This window comes from Tetragenococcus halophilus subsp. halophilus DSM 20339 (assembly GCF_003841405.1).
Lineage (GTDB): Bacteria > Bacillota > Bacilli > Lactobacillales > Enterococcaceae > Tetragenococcus > Tetragenococcus halophilus.
This window is the reverse complement of record NZ_PXYA01000001.1, coordinates 1,119,536-1,137,337: the sequence shown is the minus strand read 5'-3', so window position 1 is coordinate 1,137,337 and position 17,802 is coordinate 1,119,536. Positions and strand designations below refer to the sequence as shown.

13 protein-coding genes and 3 pseudogenes are annotated in these 17,802 nt (G+C 35.5%); 14 read left to right on the top strand and 2 right to left on the bottom strand.

Annotated elements, in window-relative coordinates; translation table 11 throughout:
• Window positions 1–19 precede the first annotated feature (19 nt).
• From garR to C7K42_RS05460, 4 genes are all read left to right on the top strand, one after another.
• Complete coding sequence (gene garR, locus C7K42_RS05475) at window positions 20–907, top strand: 2-hydroxy-3-oxopropionate reductase (protein ID WP_014123924.1); 888 nt, start codon at window positions 20–22, stop codon at window positions 905–907.
• 87 nt (window positions 908–994) lie between these two features.
• The gene (locus tag C7K42_RS05470) at window positions 995–2,299 is read left to right on the top strand and encodes an enolase C-terminal domain-like protein (RefSeq protein WP_041591897.1); all 1,305 of its coding nucleotides are present in this window, start codon (window positions 995–997) and stop codon (window positions 2,297–2,299) included.
• A gap of 87 nt (window positions 2,300–2,386) precedes the next feature.
• On the top strand, window positions 2,387–3,286 hold the full coding sequence (locus C7K42_RS05465; protein WP_014123926.1) for a dihydrodipicolinate synthase family protein: 900 nt from the start codon (window positions 2,387–2,389) through the stop codon (window positions 3,284–3,286).
• A gap of 43 nt (window positions 3,287–3,329) precedes the next feature.
• Window positions 3,330–4,478, top strand: a complete 1,149-nt coding sequence (locus C7K42_RS05460; protein ID WP_014123927.1) for a glycerate kinase family protein — start codon at window positions 3,330–3,332, stop codon at window positions 4,476–4,478.
• Window positions 4,479–4,564: 86 nt separating this feature from the next.
• Here the strand turns inward: C7K42_RS05460 and pnuC are convergent, their stop codons facing one another.
• Window positions 4,565–5,269, bottom strand: a complete 705-nt coding sequence (gene pnuC / locus C7K42_RS05455) for a nicotinamide riboside transporter PnuC (RefSeq protein WP_094243765.1) — start codon at window positions 5,267–5,269, stop codon at window positions 4,565–4,567.
• 717 nt (window positions 5,270–5,986) lie between these two features.
• Between pnuC and C7K42_RS05450 the strand changes: the two genes are divergently transcribed.
• The 9 genes and pseudogenes from C7K42_RS05450 (at window position 5,987) to arcC (ending at window position 15,154) form a co-directional block, all read left to right on the top strand.
• On the top strand, window positions 5,987–6,322 hold the full coding sequence (locus tag C7K42_RS05450) for a PTS lactose/cellobiose transporter subunit IIA (RefSeq protein WP_014123929.1): 336 nt from the start codon (window positions 5,987–5,989) through the stop codon (window positions 6,320–6,322).
• Entirely contained in the window at window positions 6,315–7,709 is a 1,395-nt protein-coding gene (locus tag C7K42_RS05445) for a glycoside hydrolase family 1 protein (protein WP_103099898.1), read from the top strand. The genes C7K42_RS05450 and C7K42_RS05445 overlap by 8 nt, the downstream gene beginning before the upstream one ends.
• A gap of 14 nt (window positions 7,710–7,723) precedes the next feature.
• On the top strand, window positions 7,724–8,014 hold the full coding sequence (locus tag C7K42_RS05440) for a PTS sugar transporter subunit IIB (protein ID WP_014123931.1): 291 nt from the start codon (window positions 7,724–7,726) through the stop codon (window positions 8,012–8,014).
• Between the two features lie 200 nt (window positions 8,015–8,214).
• Window positions 8,215–9,576 carry an IS4-like element ISTeha4 family transposase gene (locus C7K42_RS05435; protein WP_124175374.1) on the top strand — a complete coding sequence of 454 codons (1,362 nt, stop codon included), beginning with the start codon at window positions 8,215–8,217 and terminating at the stop codon, window positions 9,574–9,576.
• A 66-nt stretch (window positions 9,577–9,642) separates the two neighbouring features.
• Window positions 9,643–10,896 (top strand): annotated as a pseudogene (locus C7K42_RS05430) (PTS sugar transporter subunit IIC); the annotation flags it as partial.
• A 170-nt stretch (window positions 10,897–11,066) separates the two neighbouring features.
• Window positions 11,067–11,966: a BglG family transcription antiterminator gene (locus C7K42_RS05425; RefSeq protein WP_103099820.1), complete on the top strand. Its 900-nt coding sequence runs from the start codon at window positions 11,067–11,069 to the stop codon at window positions 11,964–11,966.
• A gap of 149 nt (window positions 11,967–12,115) precedes the next feature.
• A complete protein-coding gene (locus C7K42_RS05420) occupies window positions 12,116–13,438 on the top strand; it encodes an IS1380 family transposase (RefSeq protein ID WP_124175400.1) in 1,323 nt (440 codons plus the stop codon).
• Window positions 13,439–13,642: 204 nt separating this feature from the next.
• A pseudogene (locus C7K42_RS05415) lies at window positions 13,643–14,200 on the top strand (MFS transporter); the annotation flags it as partial.
• Window positions 14,201–14,218: 18 nt separating this feature from the next.
• The gene (gene arcC / locus C7K42_RS05410; protein WP_069028725.1) at window positions 14,219–15,154 is read left to right on the top strand and encodes a carbamate kinase; all 936 of its coding nucleotides are present in this window, start codon (window positions 14,219–14,221) and stop codon (window positions 15,152–15,154) included.
• A 156-nt stretch (window positions 15,155–15,310) separates the two neighbouring features.
• Here the strand turns inward: arcC and C7K42_RS05405 are convergent.
• Window positions 15,311–16,429, bottom strand: a pseudogene (locus C7K42_RS05405) (transposase); the annotation flags it as partial.
• A gap of 41 nt (window positions 16,430–16,470) precedes the next feature.
• Here C7K42_RS05405 and C7K42_RS05400 point away from each other — a divergent pair.
• Entirely contained in the window at window positions 16,471–17,694 is a 1,224-nt protein-coding gene (locus C7K42_RS05400) for an amidohydrolase family protein (RefSeq protein WP_014123938.1), read from the top strand.
• Window positions 17,695–17,802: the final 108 nt, after the last annotated feature.

The window sequence follows — 17,802 nt, the reverse complement described above, 5'->3', positions numbered from 1 at the left end:
CAATAAAGGAGAATGTGAAATGTATATAGGATTTATCGGACTAGGAATTATGGGCAAGCCTATGGCAAAAAATGTTTTAAAAGCGGGTTATGATGTTTTAGTTTTTGATTTCAATGAGAATTCAATAACTGAACTTGCTAATGAAGGAGCGAACAAAGCTAGCAGCGGAAAAGAAGTAGCAGAGAAAACAGACGTTATTATCACGATGTTACCAAACTCTCCTAATGTGGATGCTGCACTTTTTGATGAAAATGGGATTGCTGAAGGTTTATCGAGTGGAAAAACTGTTATTGACATGAGCTCAATTTCTCCTGTAGCGAGCCAAGAATTTTCTACTAAACTAGAAGAATTAAACGTTGACTTTTTAGATGCTCCAGTATCTGGTGGAGAACCAAAGGCCGTTGATGGAACTATTGCCGTAATGGTTGGAGGAGATAAATCAGTATTTGATAAATATTATGACTTAATGATGACAATGGCTGGTTCAGTAACTTATGTTGGTGAAGTAGGCGCAGGAAATATTACTAAATTAGCTAACCAGATGGTGGTCGCTACAAACATAGCAGCGGTAGGTGAGGCAATGACTTTTGTTAAAAAAGCAGGAGCGGATCCAAAGCTAGTTTTTGAAGCTATTCGTGGTGGACTGGCAGGAAGTACAGTAATGGATGCTAAAATGCCTATGATTTTAGATAGGAACTTTGAACCAGGTTTTAGAATACAACTTCATATTAAAGATTTGCAGAATGCTTTAGATACATCACATGATGTAAATGCTTCAATTCCAATTACTGCTCAATTAATGGAAATTATGCAATCGCTTAAGATAGACGGGCTTGAAGGAAAAGACCACGCAAGCGTTGCTCAATATTTTGAAAAAATTAATAATATAACTATTGAAAGTGAATAAAAACAGTTAAGGAGTAAAGCGTTGAAAGTACTAAATAAATAAAGAAAGGAAGAATTAAAAGTGAATACAACTCCTAAAGTAAGAGAAATGACTGTTTATCCAGTAGCTGGCTATGATAGTATGTTATTAAATTTAAGTGGAGCGCATGGGCCATTTTTTACACGCAATATTGTAATCTTGGAAGCAGATAACGGTGAAATTGGCGTAGGAGAAGTTCCGGGCGGACAAAAGATAACTAATACTTTAATGGACGCTAAAGAGCTCGTTGTTGGAAGAAGCATTGGAGAATATAAGAATGTTTTACGTGATATCAAAGAAAAATATATCAAGTTAGATAGTAGTGGCAGAGGCACGCAAACTTTTGATCTACGAACGACTGTACATGTTATGACAGCTGTGGAGGCTCCTTTATTAGATTTACTTGGTAAGCATTTTGAAGTGCCGGTAGCTGCTTTAATGGGCGATGGTCAAGTTCGGGAAAAAGTAGAAGTCCTTGGTTACCTTTTCTATGTAGGAAACAAAGACCGAACCGATTTACCATATATTGAAAATGATGATACTTCTGATGATTGGGGCAAGCTTCGAAGGGAAGAAGCAGTTACTCCAGATTCAATTGTTCAACTAGCGAAAGCCGCTTATGACCGTTATGGTTTTAAAGATTTTAAATTAAAAGGCGGTGTCTTCGATGGAAAAGAAGAAATAGAGGCAATAAAAGCATTAAAAGAAGCTTATCCTAATGCTCGAATTACGCTAGACCCAAATGGGGCATGGTCTTTAAATGAAGCAATCGAGCTATGTAAAGATATGCATGGCACTTTGACATATGTAGAAGATCCTTGTGGAGCAGAAGACGAATTCTCTTCACGAGAGATAATGTCAGAATTTAAGAAAGCCACGGGTCTTCCAACAGCCACGAATATGGTAGCTACAGATTGGAGACAAATGAGGCACTCTGTAACCTTAGACAGTGTAGATATCCCGTTAGCTGATCCTCATTTTTGGACAATGGAAGGTTCTGTTAGGGTCGCGCAATTATCTCATGATTTCGGTATGACGTGGGGCGCTCACTCTAATAATCATTTTGATATTTCTTTAGCTATGGTTGCTCATACAGCTGCTGCAGCGCCAGGAAATGTAAATGCCATAGATACACACTGGATTTGGCAAGATGGGCAAGATTTAACGAAAAATGCCATGAAGATTAAAAACGGAAGTATTGATATTCCTAGAGATATGGTTGGTTTAGGGATTGAAGTGGATATGGATAAAATAAAAGAAGCAAACAAGCTCTATGTTCAAAACAACCTTGGAACTAGAGATGATTCGATAGCAATGAAATATCTGATCCCTAATTGGACTTTTGATAATAAAAAGCCGTCTTTCGTTAGATAGATATAGTTATCTCTGTCAATTTAGGTTCTTCTAAATCGACAGAGATATTATTTTTCTTGAAGAGTGAAGCAAAAAAGGAGATTAGAAATGAATACAGATAATTTAAAGGGGATAATTGTCCCTCTTATTACACCTATCACTAATGAGGAAGAAATAGATGAAGAAAAATTAAAATTCATAGTAGAACATGTAATTGAAAACGGAGTACACGGGATTTTAATCTTCGGAAGTAATGGCGAATTTTTTATGTTTAACGAAAAAGAAATGAAAAAAGTGATTGAAATTGTTTTGGAACAAACAAACCACAGAGTCCCTGTTTATTTTGGAATAGGAGAAATACGGACGAAAAAATGTATAGAACTAGCTAAAATGGCAGAAGAACTAAATGTAGACGGAATTTCTATTTTACAGCCTATGTTTATTGATCCAACTAGTGAAGAATTATATCAGCACTTTAAATCAATTGCTTCCACTGTACCAGAGATCCCAGTTCTTTTATATAATAATCCCGGAAAGACTGGGTATACTATTTCAGCAGATTTAGTATCAAAATTAGCAAGAGATGTTACAAATATAGTAGGGATAAAAGATTCAAGTGGAGACTTCACACAATTGTTTGAGTTTATTCGGCAAACTAAAGATCTCGACTTTAAAACTTTTGCGGGAAAAGATACTTTAGTTTATCCAGCTTTATGTGTAGGAGCAGCAGGTGCTGTTTGTTCAACGTCAAATATGCTTGGAGAATTAGTAAATGGTATTTATGACAAGTATGAAAAAGGAGATTACACAGGAGCGCTAGAAAACCAACTTATTTTAAATCCGATAAGACTTTCTCAGAACGAAGCGACTTTTCCTGCAGCTACAAAAGACATGGCTAATATAATGGACTTAAATATGGGAAATCCTGTTTTACCAGTGACCTCTTCTAAGGGACAATTACGTAAAAAAATGGAAAGCGAATTAAGTAAGGCAGGGTTTGTCCGTTAATCTATTAATAATAAGTAAATTATGATAAGGGTTGTTTGATAGCATGGATATAAATAAACAGAAAATAATTATCGCTAGTGATTCTTTTAAAGGAAGTGCTTCTTCTTATGAAGTCGCTCAGTATATAGAAAACGGAATTTTAAAAATAAATCCAGTATGTGAAGTTCTAAAATTTCCGATTGCTGACGGTGGAGAAGGAACGGTAGATTCGTTGGTAATCGGGCTAAATGGAGAATATGAATATGTAGAAGTTATAGGTCCTTATGGTAATACAGTTAAAGCAAAATTTGGTCTACTTAATGAAGGAAAGACCGCAATAATTGAGATGGCTGAAGCGTCTGGTTTACATTTGATTGAAAACGAGGTAATGGACCCATTTAAAACTACAAGTTTTGGTACTGGAGAATTGATAAAAAAAGCTCTCGATTATGGAGTCGAGGAAATTTTCATAGGAATTGGTGGAAGTGCAACCAATGATGGTGGAGCAGGGGCGGTCCAGGCTTTAGGAGTGTCTTTGAAAGATTCATATGGAGAAGAAATTGGGTTTGGAGCTGAAGAATTAAACCGGATTTTTTCTATAGAAATGAAACATTTAGATAAAAGAATTAATGACGTTTCTATTAATATTCTTTCCGATGTTACAAATCCCTTATGTGGGGAAAAAGGAGCCTCTTATATTTATGGACCACAAAAAGGAGCTTTAGAAGAAGATTTACCGGTGCTAGATGAAATATTAGAGAACTATGGAAAAAAAGTTGAAGAAACACTTGATACAAAATTAATTCACAAAAATGGAGCAGGAGCTGCAGGAGGTATGGGCCTAGCTTTGATTGCATTTTGTAGTGCGAAAATGATGAGTGGCATTGATGAAATCCTTGATTTATTAGCTATTGAAGAAAAAATGGGGGAAGCTTCACTTGTTATAACTGGTGAAGGCAAAATGGATGGTCAGTCATTACAAGGAAAGGCGCCTATAGGAGTCACTAAACTAGCTAAAAAACATAATCTACCTGTTATTGCAATTGTTGGAAGTGCAGATTATGATTTGAGTAAAGTGTATAATGAAGGAATAGATTTGGTTTTAGAAATTATATACAAACCTATGCTTTTAAAAGAAGCTTTAGCACAAACTTCGCAATTAATAGAACGAACAGCAGAAAAAGCATACCGGGTATTTCGTTTTAATAAATAGTGTGCAAACTTGGAAGTAATAATTTAAAAGAGGACGAATTGTTATAGTTGCATAACAGTTCGTCCTCTTTTCTTAAAATATATTTTTTATACTTCTTCTTGTTCCCCAGCTACGGTCCAATTAATCCAACCTCTAACATTATTAAAACAAAATACCGTGTACATAACGGCTACTTGTGTTACGCCCAGAGAAGTAAACATATAAATAGAAATAACATTTGTTAATGTCCAAATGATCCAACCGTTTTTGTTTCTATTCATGTGCATCGTTTGTGCAATAATAGCTGTAGCATTCGTTACAGCGTCTAATATAATATAATTTCCGCCTAAAAAGTAGGAAACAATAGCAATACCAACAGAAAGAAATAAAATCATAATACTTACTTGTTTCCAGTTTGTTTTCGAATGGGTAGTTACTTTACCTTCATTATCTTGATGCCCAAACCAATCTTTAATCCCCCAAACTTGAGATCCGAAGAAAAATAAAGACATCGCAGCATCTCCGAATAGCTTTGCTCGGGTATTTACAATGAATCCAACAACATTTTGGCTCATATTAAATAAGAAATTCCCTTTCCATCTGTAGGCAATCCCGATAACTCCAATAAGACCTAACCATGACATTAAATTTGCTAGGTTCAGCCAACCATTATTAAAACTTCCCCATACTGTAACGATAACCATCGCAAAAGTCACAAAATAATTAAAAAGTTTTAATCCTTTAGAATCATCACTTACTTGATGCAATTTATTTTCTGCTAAATATAACGCGTTTAATCTTCTATGTTCCATATTCCTGTCCACCTTATCTAATTTACTAATCTAACTTATTTTTATTGTTTTAATATTCTTTTCTATGTAAACATTCCTCCAGTTATTATTATGAATTCAATACTTTTTCAATATAAATCAAGTAAAAAAACACTAAATAAAGTGTTTGATTATATATTTAAGCACAATATATAGTATTTTATGCCACTAGAAATTGTACAATAAGAAATAAATGATGTGAAGAGGTTTTTTGTAAAATCACTTAAGTAGCCGCCAAGAAAAATTGTTAACAAAATAAAATTAAGCCTTTTTATCCTATTAAATAGAGAGGTTTAAATTGAAAAATCTTAGTGATTTTATAATAAAAATAACAATCTGAGAATTGATAAGGAAAATAAATAAGAATAAAATTATGGTGTTTTTGATAAATCCTTTTCTTTAATTATTACAATACTAGGGTGCTTAACTGTTAATACCTATAGTAATGAAGCCAATTGGGCATATTTTTTTTAATTAGCATATGATTTCGTAATTATAAACCGGTAAAAGACGAAAAAATTAATAAAATAAAAAGATAGCAGCTTCTCATAAAATTTTTTCAGGAAGTTGTTATTTTGTTTAGTTTACATCTCGAATAACTTACTACTTCTATATTTTCCACTTTCAAAGTGGAAAATAAAAAATTTAACTCTTTTTGGAAACGGTTTATATTTGTAATAGAAGGAAGGGGGAAAGGAAATGAGTGAAAAAAACGAAAGTAATGAATTAGATTCTATGACAATCATCTTACATATTGGTAATGCTAAAAGTGAAGCTTATGAAGCACTTAAAGCAGTAAAAGAAGGGGATATAGAAACATTTGATCAAAAATATAAATTGGCAAAAAATGAGCTTCGTATTGGGCATCGTGCACACGCTGAAATGTTACGCAAGCTTTCATCAGAAGAACGTATGAAAGATGTTGATTTACTAATGATCCACGCTGAAGGTCATTTATCATCGACAGATATTGCAATAGATATGATTGGTGAATTAGCTGAACTATATAAATGGAAGGAGACTATTAATGAATAATAATTTTTTATGGGGGAGCGCAACAGCTTCTTATCAATGTGAAGGTGCTTGGAATTTAGATGGGAAAGTAGAATCTATGTGGGACCGCTATTTGCATGAGAATAACTTGGAAAATGGAGATATCGCTAGTGACCATTATCATCATTTTGAAGAAGATATTCGTATGATGAAAAAAGGAGGACAAAATGCTTACCGTTTTTCGTTATCGTGGCCAAGAATTATAAAAAATAAAGAAGGTGAGGTAAATCAACGAGGGATTGAATTTTATCAACGTGTATTAGACGCTTGTCACAAAAATGATATCGAACCCTTTGTCACGTTATACCATTGGGATTTACCTCAATATTGGGAAGATGAAGGGGGTTGGTTAAACTTAGAAGTAGCTTACACTTTTGAACATTATGCTAAAGTTTGTTTTGAAAATTTTGGTAAAAAAGTACGTTATTGGTCAACTTTTAATGAACCCAAATGGTTTGTTGTTAATGGTTATTTTATAGGAAATTATCCACCAGGTTTGCAAGATGTACAGAAAACAATGATTGCTGCTTATAATGTTATGTTTGCTAGTGCATTAGGTGTTCGTTCTTTCCGTCAGGGAAAATACGACGGCGAAATAGGTATTGTGCACAGTTATACGCCGGTAAATGGTGTAGATAATTCAATTGAAACACTCGTTGCAATGCGCTATGCGGATAACTATAGTAATAACTGGGTTCTAGACACTGCAGTTTTAGGGGAGTTTCCAATTGATTTAATAGCGAAATTATCCGAAAACTATGATATTAGTTTCATGAAGCAAGAGCATTTAAAAGTTATTAAAGAAAATACGGTTGATTTTATTGGGTTAAATTACTACGCTCGTGCTTTAGTTAAACCTTATACTTCTGGAGAAACGCAACTAGTTTTTAATCATTCTGGAAAACCTGGAGAAAGTAAAGTTGTTATTAAAGGGTGGTTTGAACAAGTAAGAGATCCTAATAGTGAGTTTACCGCTTGGGACACTGAAATTTATCCTAAAGGTTTACAAGATGGACTGATAGAAGCCTGGGAGAGATATCATTTGCCAATTTACGTAACAGAAAACGGGGTAGGAGTTCGTGAAAATATTGAGGTAGAACAAGTAAATGATGACTACCGTATTTCATTTATGAACGATCACATTAACGCAATGATGAATGCCATAGATTATGGAGTGGAGATACGTGGCTATTTTGCCTGGGCTTCTTTTGATTTATATTCGTGGAAAAATGGTGTGGAAAAACGTTATGGTCTTGTAGCAATTGATTTCCAAAAAGAACAAGTAAGAAAACCTAAGGCTTCATTTTATTGGTTTAAAGAAATTATAGAAAGTAATGGAAAAAAGATTAAACGTAAAAAAATTAACTAAGGGAGTAAAAGGTGATGAAAAAAATTATATTAGTTTGTAATGCAGGAATGTCTACTGGGATGTTAGCTAAGAAAATTGAAGCAGCTTCAGATCATACTTTAGAAGTAAAAGCGTATAGTGAAGCAGAATATAAGGATTACTTAAAGGACGTTTCTTTAGTATTGATTGGCCCGCAAATACGTTTTTTAAAGCCTCAAATTCAAGATGCAGTAGACGTACCCGTTGAGGCGATTTCCCCTATGAAATACGGCATTATGGATGGAAAAGGTGTGTACGAAGATATAAAAAAATTGATTGGAGAGTAAATAAAGATGAATTTTGATAGTATTAGTGCAAAAATGGATCAATATATATCTCCAATAGCTAATAACTAAAACTTGAAAGTTCAAAAATACAGTTCATCCCTTGATAAATAAACGTTTTTTGATACAAAAATAGCATGAACGACTCAAAACTTGGTATAATAGAATTACCAAAAAACCAATAACCAAGGAGTGTTCATGCCATGTCAATTATAACACAAAAAACGTCAAATTCAGAAAAAATTTCTACCTCTGTGTCTGATTTTTTTCATCGGTTCCATGTAGCTTCTGCGTTGAAAAAATCAAACGCAGTCCATAAAAGGGGTTTTTCGGTTCCTGTTATTTTTTCTTTTTTATTGGCCTCGATCTTTACCAACGGTTCTACCTATCGGTTTTACCAAAAGCAAAAGGAACAGCTATCATTTTCAGATAAAACATTTCGCAACGTTTTGAATGATCCGCACATTCATTGGCAAAAATCACTGATCTTAGTGGCTAAATCCGTCATTACTTTCCTACGTCCATTGACGGATGATGCCCGAAAAACCACATTTATCGTGGATGACTCCATGTATACCCGCTCGAATGCGAAAAAAGTGGAATGTGCCGCTTTACAATACGACCATGCCAAGAAAAAATATTTCAAAGGATTTCGTTATTTACAATTAGGCTGGAGTGATGGCAACAGCTTTGTCCCCGTCGCTTTTTCCTTGCTCTCCGGGAAAAGAAAGCTCCAATCTGATCTTGATATCGGGGACCAACGCACGAATAGGGGGAAACGTAAAGCTCAAGCGCTTCGTAAAGGCACAGAAGTGACACTGGAACTGCTTCGATCGGCTTTGAACCAAGGGATCCATGCGGATTATGTCTTATTCGATACTTGGTTTTCCAGTCCCAAAATGTTCCAACAGATCCGTGACCTGAAATGCCACTGCGTAGCGATGGTCAAACGTAGTCAAAAGATCTACTACCGTTATCAAGGCCAAAAGATGGATGTCAAAGAAATCTTCAAACGAAATAAAAAGCGCCGCGGTCGTTCTCGCTATCTTTTGAGTGTCCAAGTAGAAGCTGTCGTAGAAGGGAAAATCCTTCCCATTAAGTTGGTATATATTCGCAATCGCAATAAACGAAACGACTATTTGGTCTTAGCTTCGACCGATATCGATCTGACCGAAGACGAGATCATTCAGCTCTATGCTAGACGCTGGTCGGTGGAAGTCTACTTCAAGATGTGCAAACAATACTTAAAATTAGCCAAGTACCAAGGGATTTCTTATGACGGGATCTTTGCGCATACGACACTGGTAGCTATCGGTTATATGATCCTAGCGGTGCAAGAACGTGAAAGTAAAGACGACCGAACGCTTGGCGAGTTATTTTATCTTCTCATTGATGAGCTTTCTGAGCTTTCTGTATCGGAAGCCATTCTGCAATTACTCGTTTTATTCCAAGAAGCTTTTGCGGATGAATATGTTTTGGATGAAGCCGTATTAAATAACATTATCGAACAGTTCCTTGAAAAACTACCTTCCTCTATACAAAAACAGCTCAAGCAAGCAGGTTGAAGTTAATTTTGTGCATGAGATCCTTGGTATACCAAGGGATACGTATCGAAAAGTAGGTTTCAAGTTTTAGCTAATAAGCTAAGTCAACAAAGACATTTAAAAGCCATAAGGGATGCTTTTATGTCAATGTTACCTATTACTCTATTTGGTTCAATTCCCATTATTTTAAATGCAGCTCCTGTAACAGAGGATACAACCAATATTTTTTTACTTGCTTGGGCAGATTTTGCAGAAAAAAACAGTTTAGCTTTAAACTGGATTAGCGGACTAACTCTTAACGCAATGTCATTGTTTATATGTATGGGTGTTGTCTACTTTTTGTGTCGTCATTACAAAGAAGATGTTTTAAGACCGATGATGTTTGCCATTGCGGGTTTTTTAATGCTAGTATTAACACCCATGAAGATGGGGTGGGAAGGAAACGAAGTAGAAATTAGCTTTTTAGACGGACGAGGAATACTAATGGCCCTTTTTGTAGCTATTGTTACTGTGGAAGGCTATCATTGGATGCGTAAAAAAAATATAGGTCGTATCACTATGCCAGATAGTGTTCCTGCCTCGTTATCAGAAACGTTTGCAGCATTAGTTCCAGGTGTAATATTAATGACCTTTTTTGCGATTTTATTCGTTATTTTCCATAATTTTAATACAACTGCTGTCCAATTTATATATGAAGCGATGTCCCCTAGTTTGCAAGCAGCAGATAGTCTGCCATTTACAATTTTAAGTATTTTCTTGATTCATTTATTCTGGTTTTTTGGTATTCATGATGCTGCTTTAGCTGGAATATTAGGTCCTATTCGTGATGGGAATTTGTCGATTAACGCAGCGGAAAAAGTGGCAGGGAGTGATCTATCAAGGATTTTCACAACACCATTTTGGACTTATTTTGTGATTATTGGTGGATCAGGATCGGTTTTAGCTTTGTCATTACTAATGATCTTTTCAAGATCAAAACAACTAAGCACAGTGGGAAAGGTTGGTTTTATTCCTTCAATATTCGGGCTTTCTGAGCCAATGATTTTTGGAACACCTTTAATGTTAAACCCAATTTTCTTCTTCCCATTTATTTTTACTTCTGTATTTAATGGAATTGTTACTTACTTGTGTATGGCAGGAGGAATAGTCGGCAAAACTTTTGCAGTTTTTTCTTGGCAAATGCCTGCGCCTATTGGGGCATTTTTATCGACAATGGATTGGCGAGCAGTAGTCCTTGTTATTTTGTTGATTGTTATTGATGGCTTAATCTACTACCCATTTTTAAAAGTATACGAAAAAAATTTAATTAAACTAGAAAGTGAAACAGTTTCAGAAGAATGAATTTTAATGATGAAGGTTATAAGCTGATTGTTATGGGTAATTAGATTTATATTGATAGGAAAAAACAAACAGGACTGTGTTTAAGGCAGTTCTGTTTGTTAGTTATAGATAACTACTAGATAAAAAGTTGTTATAATTAATAAATTAATTGCTTTTGAGGGGGAAAGACGATGGCTAATATCTTGTCCAGGCAAAAAAGACTAGTAAAATACCTAGCAGTTGCAAAACAACCACTAACGGCTAAGGAATTGGCAGGAACCCTAGAAGTATCTATTAAAACAGTTCGTAATGATATACAACAAATTAATTTATCATTAGATAGTAATAAAATTGTTTCAAAAAATGGGATAGGCTTTTACTTTAAGAAGCAATTGGATAATGATACACAGTTACAAATGGAAAATGATAGTCCTAATGCTTTATATGACTTGCTTTTACAACTATTAGATCATAAAAGTTGTAATTTTTATGATTTAGCGGATTTATTTTTTATTAGCGAATCTACCTTAAATCGATATATAAAAGACCTTAACTATATGTTGTTAAAAGACAATAGTTCTTCTTTACCAATACAGCGGAAAAACAACCAAATATTTATTCAAGGCAAAGAAGAAGATAAACGAAAAATTTTTAATCGCTTTTTAAATCAAGAAGTTGAAGAAAATAAATTAGACTTAGAGGCATACTCAGATTATTTTGAAAAAAGTAATTTAAAACAGCTCTCAAAATTAATTGTGTCTTTTCATCGAAAAGAAGAGATTGAAATGAATGATTTTTCTACGATTACATTTATTCTACATATAGCAGTTTTAATTGAGCGCGTTAGAAAAGGGAGTTATTTAAATATCCAGCTATCTACTATGATTGATAAGAAAAGTAGTTATTTGACGACGAAATTAGTTGAAATTTTAGAGAAAACATTTTCTATTGAGCTTCCAAAGGAGGAGTTTGCCTATATTTACCGCATGTATGCCGGATCGGTTCTTGCTAATGAAAATTTAAGTAATGAGTATTTAAAAAAAGCAGTTGAGCAAATGTTTGAAAATATTTATACAACATTTTATTCCTGAATGATTTATAAATTTTTCCAAGAATGATTCAATCCTTGGTATGCTCATTTTTCTAAAAGTTTAGTTGCTTCACCTTTTGGGTGTACAAAAAGAACGCACTTCGTGTTATTGTAAAGTCGACAAAACATAACAATAAGGAGTGCGTTCTTATGTCTTTCACTTTACAACAAAAACCATTAATGTTCAATTCTCAAAAGAAAATTTCTATCGCCAATGATGGGGGCGCCTTAACCAATGATGCCGGAATGGTATTGGTTGCCGAATTTTTAAAGAAGATTCATTTTGATCAGTTATTAAATGAACGGATTTATATCAACGATGGCCGCAAATTTTCACATCATTCCTGGCTAGAAATCTTGAAACAATGGCTTTATCAATTGATTGCGGGATATTCACGCGATCGAGACGCCAATAAAGTGCAATACGATCGCCTCTTTCAAGAAGCGCTTCAACAAGAAAACCTTAGTTCGCAGTCCATGCTTTCGACCTTTCTGCATACATTAACGACAGAAAATGTGTCGCAACTTTCACAAGTAGCCAAAGACTTAGCGGATCTATGGTTAGACCATGACAATACACAACACTTAGTGCTCGATTTTGATTCGACGGCTTGTCCCACCTACGAGGAACAAGAAGAAGCCGAGTTTATCTATCACTATGGCATCAATGGCTATCATCCGTTTGTCACTTTTGAAGGATTGACCGGGCTTGCTTTAGATGTTCGCCATCGTCACGGAAAATCCTATACGTCTACCCATGCCGAAGATTATCTCGAGGAGATGTTAGATCGATATCAGCAGCGATCCAGTGATCCTCTGATCATGGTTCGTGGAGATAGCGGATTTGCCAAGCCCGAAATTTTTTCCCATTGCGAAGACCGTCAAGTCCGTTATGTGATCAAACTCAAAAGCAACGCCCGTTTGCTCGACCACATTCAACATCAAGTCCTTTATCAAGATGACACCGATTATACGAAAACCGAACAGCAATATTTTCTAATGGACTATCGGGCTAACAAATGGCGACAATCACGTCGAGTCGCCATGAAAGCCACTCGTCTTGCCGGGTCCTTACTTTTTAGCGATTTTCAGTTTATCGTTACAAACTTTGAGAATCTCGATCCCAAGACGATTTTTCAACTCTATCAAAAACGAGGGAACATGGAAAACTTCATTAAAGAAATGAAAGGCGGCTTCTTTGCCGAAAAAACAGATAGCGCTTCGTTTACCGCCAATCAAGCGCGTTTAGCCTTAAGTTTTATGGCTTACAACATTATTCACTTGATGAAGCATCTAACCTTTCCTTCGACAGAAAAAGCGACAGTGATCGATACCATCCGTTTTAAACTGTTTCATATAGCAGGCAGAATGACGGCGCATGCACGACAAATTCAAATCCATCTTTCGAATACGAATGTTTATGACACTTTATTCTGGGACGTTCTTGCCAGAATCCAGCGACTGAATCTATAAAAATGAGAAAAAAAGAAGAAAAAATAGCGTCTTGATTTTCGCCTTAAAGACATTCTAGGAAGAAGTATGTTCACTTTTAGATATAGAAAGTTGTCCAGCACCGTCATTTGCCAAAAAAGGCAAAGAAATGATTCAATAACATCAAAAAGACGCTTTCATTCGGCACGAAAGTTATCCACAAGCTTTTTAGAAATCATCCAGGTTATATTAGCAGCCTTTATTTTATGTTTTGTTAGTATCTATGCTAACTTTGTTATTATTACTTGGTTGCCTGAATTTTTAATTTCAGAACGTGGATTTGCCGGTTCAAGCGTTGGTTTTATTTCTTCACTTGTACCATGGGCTTCTATCCCAGGTGCGTTAATTTTTGCTCGTGTAAATGACAAAATTGGAAAAGCAAAACCTTTAGTTTATACATTGGTACCTATTGCGCTGTTATCTGTCTTTGCGATTGCTTTTGTAACAAATCGTCCGCTTTTACTTACTGTATTAGTTATTTATGGTTTGACAGGAAAATTAGCTTTAGACCCAATTTTGATTACTTTTGTAACGAAAAATGCGCCAAGAGGAGCTTTGGGTACATCTTTGAGTGCTTATAACTTTATCGGAATGTCTGGTTCAATTTTAGCGCCATATATTACTGGTGCTTTATCAGATAGCCTAGGTTCTATGCAAATTGGTTTTTATTTAGCTAGTGTGTTGTTAATTGCTGGTTTAGTTGTCTTTTCATTTATGGCTAAAGATAAACCGGTGAATGGATAATAGAGGAGGAAATATATCGTGAGTGTAAATGTAATTGCCCTTGGTGGAAATGCGATTCTAGAAACAGATCCTACAGATGAAGGACAAAAAGAAGTTGTAAGAAATGCGGCGATCCATATCGCTAAATTTGTTAATGAAGGGGAAAAAGTAGTTGTCTGTCATGGGAACGGCCCCCAAGTTGGAAATTTGTTATTACAACAAAAAGCAGCAGAAAGTGAGAAAAATCCTGCAATGAAGTTAGATACTTGTGTTGCAATGACACAAGGTAGCATTGGTTACTGGCTTCAAAGTGCGTTAATTAATGAATTTAACAAATTGCAAATGTCTCAACCTGTTGTTTCATTAGTGACACAGATGCGTGTAGATGCTGATGATCCTTCATTTGATAATCCATCTAAACCAATTGGTCCATTTTTGTCAAAAGAAGAAGCAGATGAGGAAGCTAAAGCTGATGGATCTGTTTTTAAAGAAGATGCAGGAAGAGGTTATCGTAAAGTTGTGGCTTCTCCAATGCCTAAAGAAATGGTAGAAACAGAAGCAGTGAATGCACTGATTGCTTCAAATGCTGTGGCTATCTGCTCTGGTGGCGGCGGTGTGCCTGTTGTTGAAAAAGATGGTCAATTTGAAGGTATCGAGGCAGTTAATGATAAAGATTTTTCAGCAAGTGTTATTGCTGAAGAAGTTGGCGCTGAACGTTTAATTATCTTAACAGGTGTTGATAATATTTATGTTAACTTCAATCAACCAGATCAAAAAGCGTTAGAAACCATTACTGTTTCTGAAGCAGAACAATATACTTCAGAAGAACAATTCGCAGCAGGTAGTATGTTACCGAAAGTGCAAGCCGCACTTAAATTTGTCAAAGGACACAACGACCGTAAAGCAATTATTACGTCAATTGAAAATCTTCCACATATCTTTGAAGATAAGGGAACGATTATTGTAGACGACTAAAGCTTTGGATCGTTGGGTATAGTAGGAATGCTAACAGAAACTGTAAATAAAAGTAGAAGCTGGGACAAAAAGCCTAACCTAACTTTGAATCACAAAAAAATCCGGGGAAGTTTGTATGAACTAACAAACTTCCCCGGATTTTTCCTTTTTCTTTCCTTATTTCTCTTTTCTTTTATGGTATTTTCGTAGATTATTCGCCATAAAGATCAGTTGGGTTTCATTTTCCACCTTAGATTGCCCACGGACAGAAAATCGAGTGAAACCTAAATTCGCCTTCACTTGTCCAAAGGCGGGTTCCACATCGATTTTACGCTGTCCGTAACGTTTCGCGCCTTCTTTTGATGAAAGCTTTTCTTTGATTTTTAATTTGTGGGCTTCATAGTCGTAGTTTATCCATAAAGACTTTTTCCCGTTTTGATAAAAAGGGTCCGTTGAGCGATAAACATGAGAAAACCTTACATATCCGGTGTTCGTTTTCTGCCGTCGAATATAATTAAAGGCGTAATACGTCCCATCGGGATGGACATAAGCATTTTCTTCTTGTATGTAGGTCCAGTTGGCTAAATTTTTTTCTGATTGAAGATATTTCCGTTTTTGCTCTTTTTCATACATGCCATATTTTACGATTCCCGTCCAAGGTGAACTTTCTAGGAATTCAAGATTCTCTTGGCTGCCATAGCCAGCATCTGCGACCACATAGGTCGAAGGTTTTACGCTCTCTGGAAAAGTATTCATAAAAGGAATCAATGTTTGGGTATCCGTTGGATTGGGATAAATTTGGGTATGCAAAACGAACTGGTTTTCTGTCGCAATTTGCACATTATAACCAGCTTTCAATTGCCCATTCATCATAGCGTCATCTTTCATACGCATAAAAGTTGCGTCGGGATCGGTTTTAGAAAAACTATTTCGTCCTTTAAACGTTTTATAATACCTTTCGTATTTCTGCTCTCTGGGAATAAAATCATTATGACATTGGTTTCGGTACTTTTTTAACTGACGACGTTTTTTCTTTAAAGAGCTGCTTTGTTCTTTCTTTGTAACCGTTTGTAATTCTTCGTTTACTTTTTCAATTTCTTCTTGTAAAAGATCATTTAACGTGAAAATTTCTTCTTTTGTAAATGCGTCGTTATTTTCTCGTATCATTTCCTGTTCGATCAAAGGCGCGATTTCTTCCTCATAAATTTTCATTTCTTTTTCTTTTAATTTAGGATAGAAGCGATCGACCGCTTTCTTCCAAACAAAAGTATACTTATTCGCGTTCGCTTCCACTTTTATTTTTGCATAGCTTAAACTTTATTAGGAGGATATAACAAATGGATTTATTGATTAAAAATGCTCGAATTGAAGATGATCGGCCTTTACAGGACGTTGCAATTGATGATGGAAAGATCATTCAAGTTGCAGAAGATATAGGAGAACAAGCAGAAAAAGAGATCGATGCAAAGGGGCGTGTTTTAGTGCCAGGATTTGTAGAAAGTCATGTCCACTTGGATAAAGCACTAATTTCAGATCGCCGTCCTAATAAATCTGGAACCTTACAAGAAGCGATAACGGTTACTGCAGAGTTAAAGCCCACCTTTACTAAAGAAGATGTTTACGATCGTGCACGAAGAGTATTAGATATGATTGTGGCTCACGGCGTGACAGCCATTCGTTCTCATGCAGAGTTTGATCCGGCGCAAGGTTTTACGGGTTTTGATACGATTTTGGACTTGAAAGAAGAATACAAAAACCTAGTTGATATTCAAGTCGTTGCTTTTCCACAAGAAGGGATTTTTAAAGCGCCTGGGACAGAGAAAATGATGCATGAAGCAATGGAAAAAGGGGCAGATGTTGTTGGAGGAATCCCGTATAACGATGCTCCTGCCAATGAGCACATTGATTTAATTTTTGAGATCGCTAAAAAGTATGATAAAGACATCGACCTGCATCAGGACTTTAGCGATGAAGCAGATAATATTTCCATTGAATATCTGTGTAAAAAGACTATCGAAGAAGGTTACCAAGGACGTGTAACAGTTGGACATTTTACTGCTATGCATGCGCTACCTGATGAAAAATTGTATCCTATCATTGAGTTGATGAAAGAAGCAAATATTCACGTGATTTCTTTGCCACCGACTGATTTGCATTTAGGCGCACGTCATGACGAATATAATGTTCGACGGGCAATTACCCCGATTCGCAAGTTCCGTGATAGTGGTCTTAACGTTTCTATTAGTACAAATAATATCCGTAATGCTTTTACTCCTTATGGTAATGGGGATATTTTACAAAGTGCAATGCTTGCGATTCCTACGGCTCATTTAGGAGGAGCAGATGACATTGTGACTGTGTTACCTATGATCACAACAAATCCAGCTAAAGCCATCGGTTTAGAAAAATACGGGATTGAAAAAGGGAATAAAGCAGATGTCGTGCTTCTTGATACAAAAGTAGTAAAAAATGCGATTATCGATATTCCAACCAGGCTGTATGTGATTAAAAATGGGCGGATTACAGTGGAAACCAAAAAAGAGATTAAAATTTTTCGCTAAATAAAGAGGAGCAGTGAGATTGTCTTGCTGCTTCTTTTCTTGAATAATATAAATGAACGGATTTTCATCTTTTTAGTTTACATTTGTAAAAAATATTGTTATTATTTT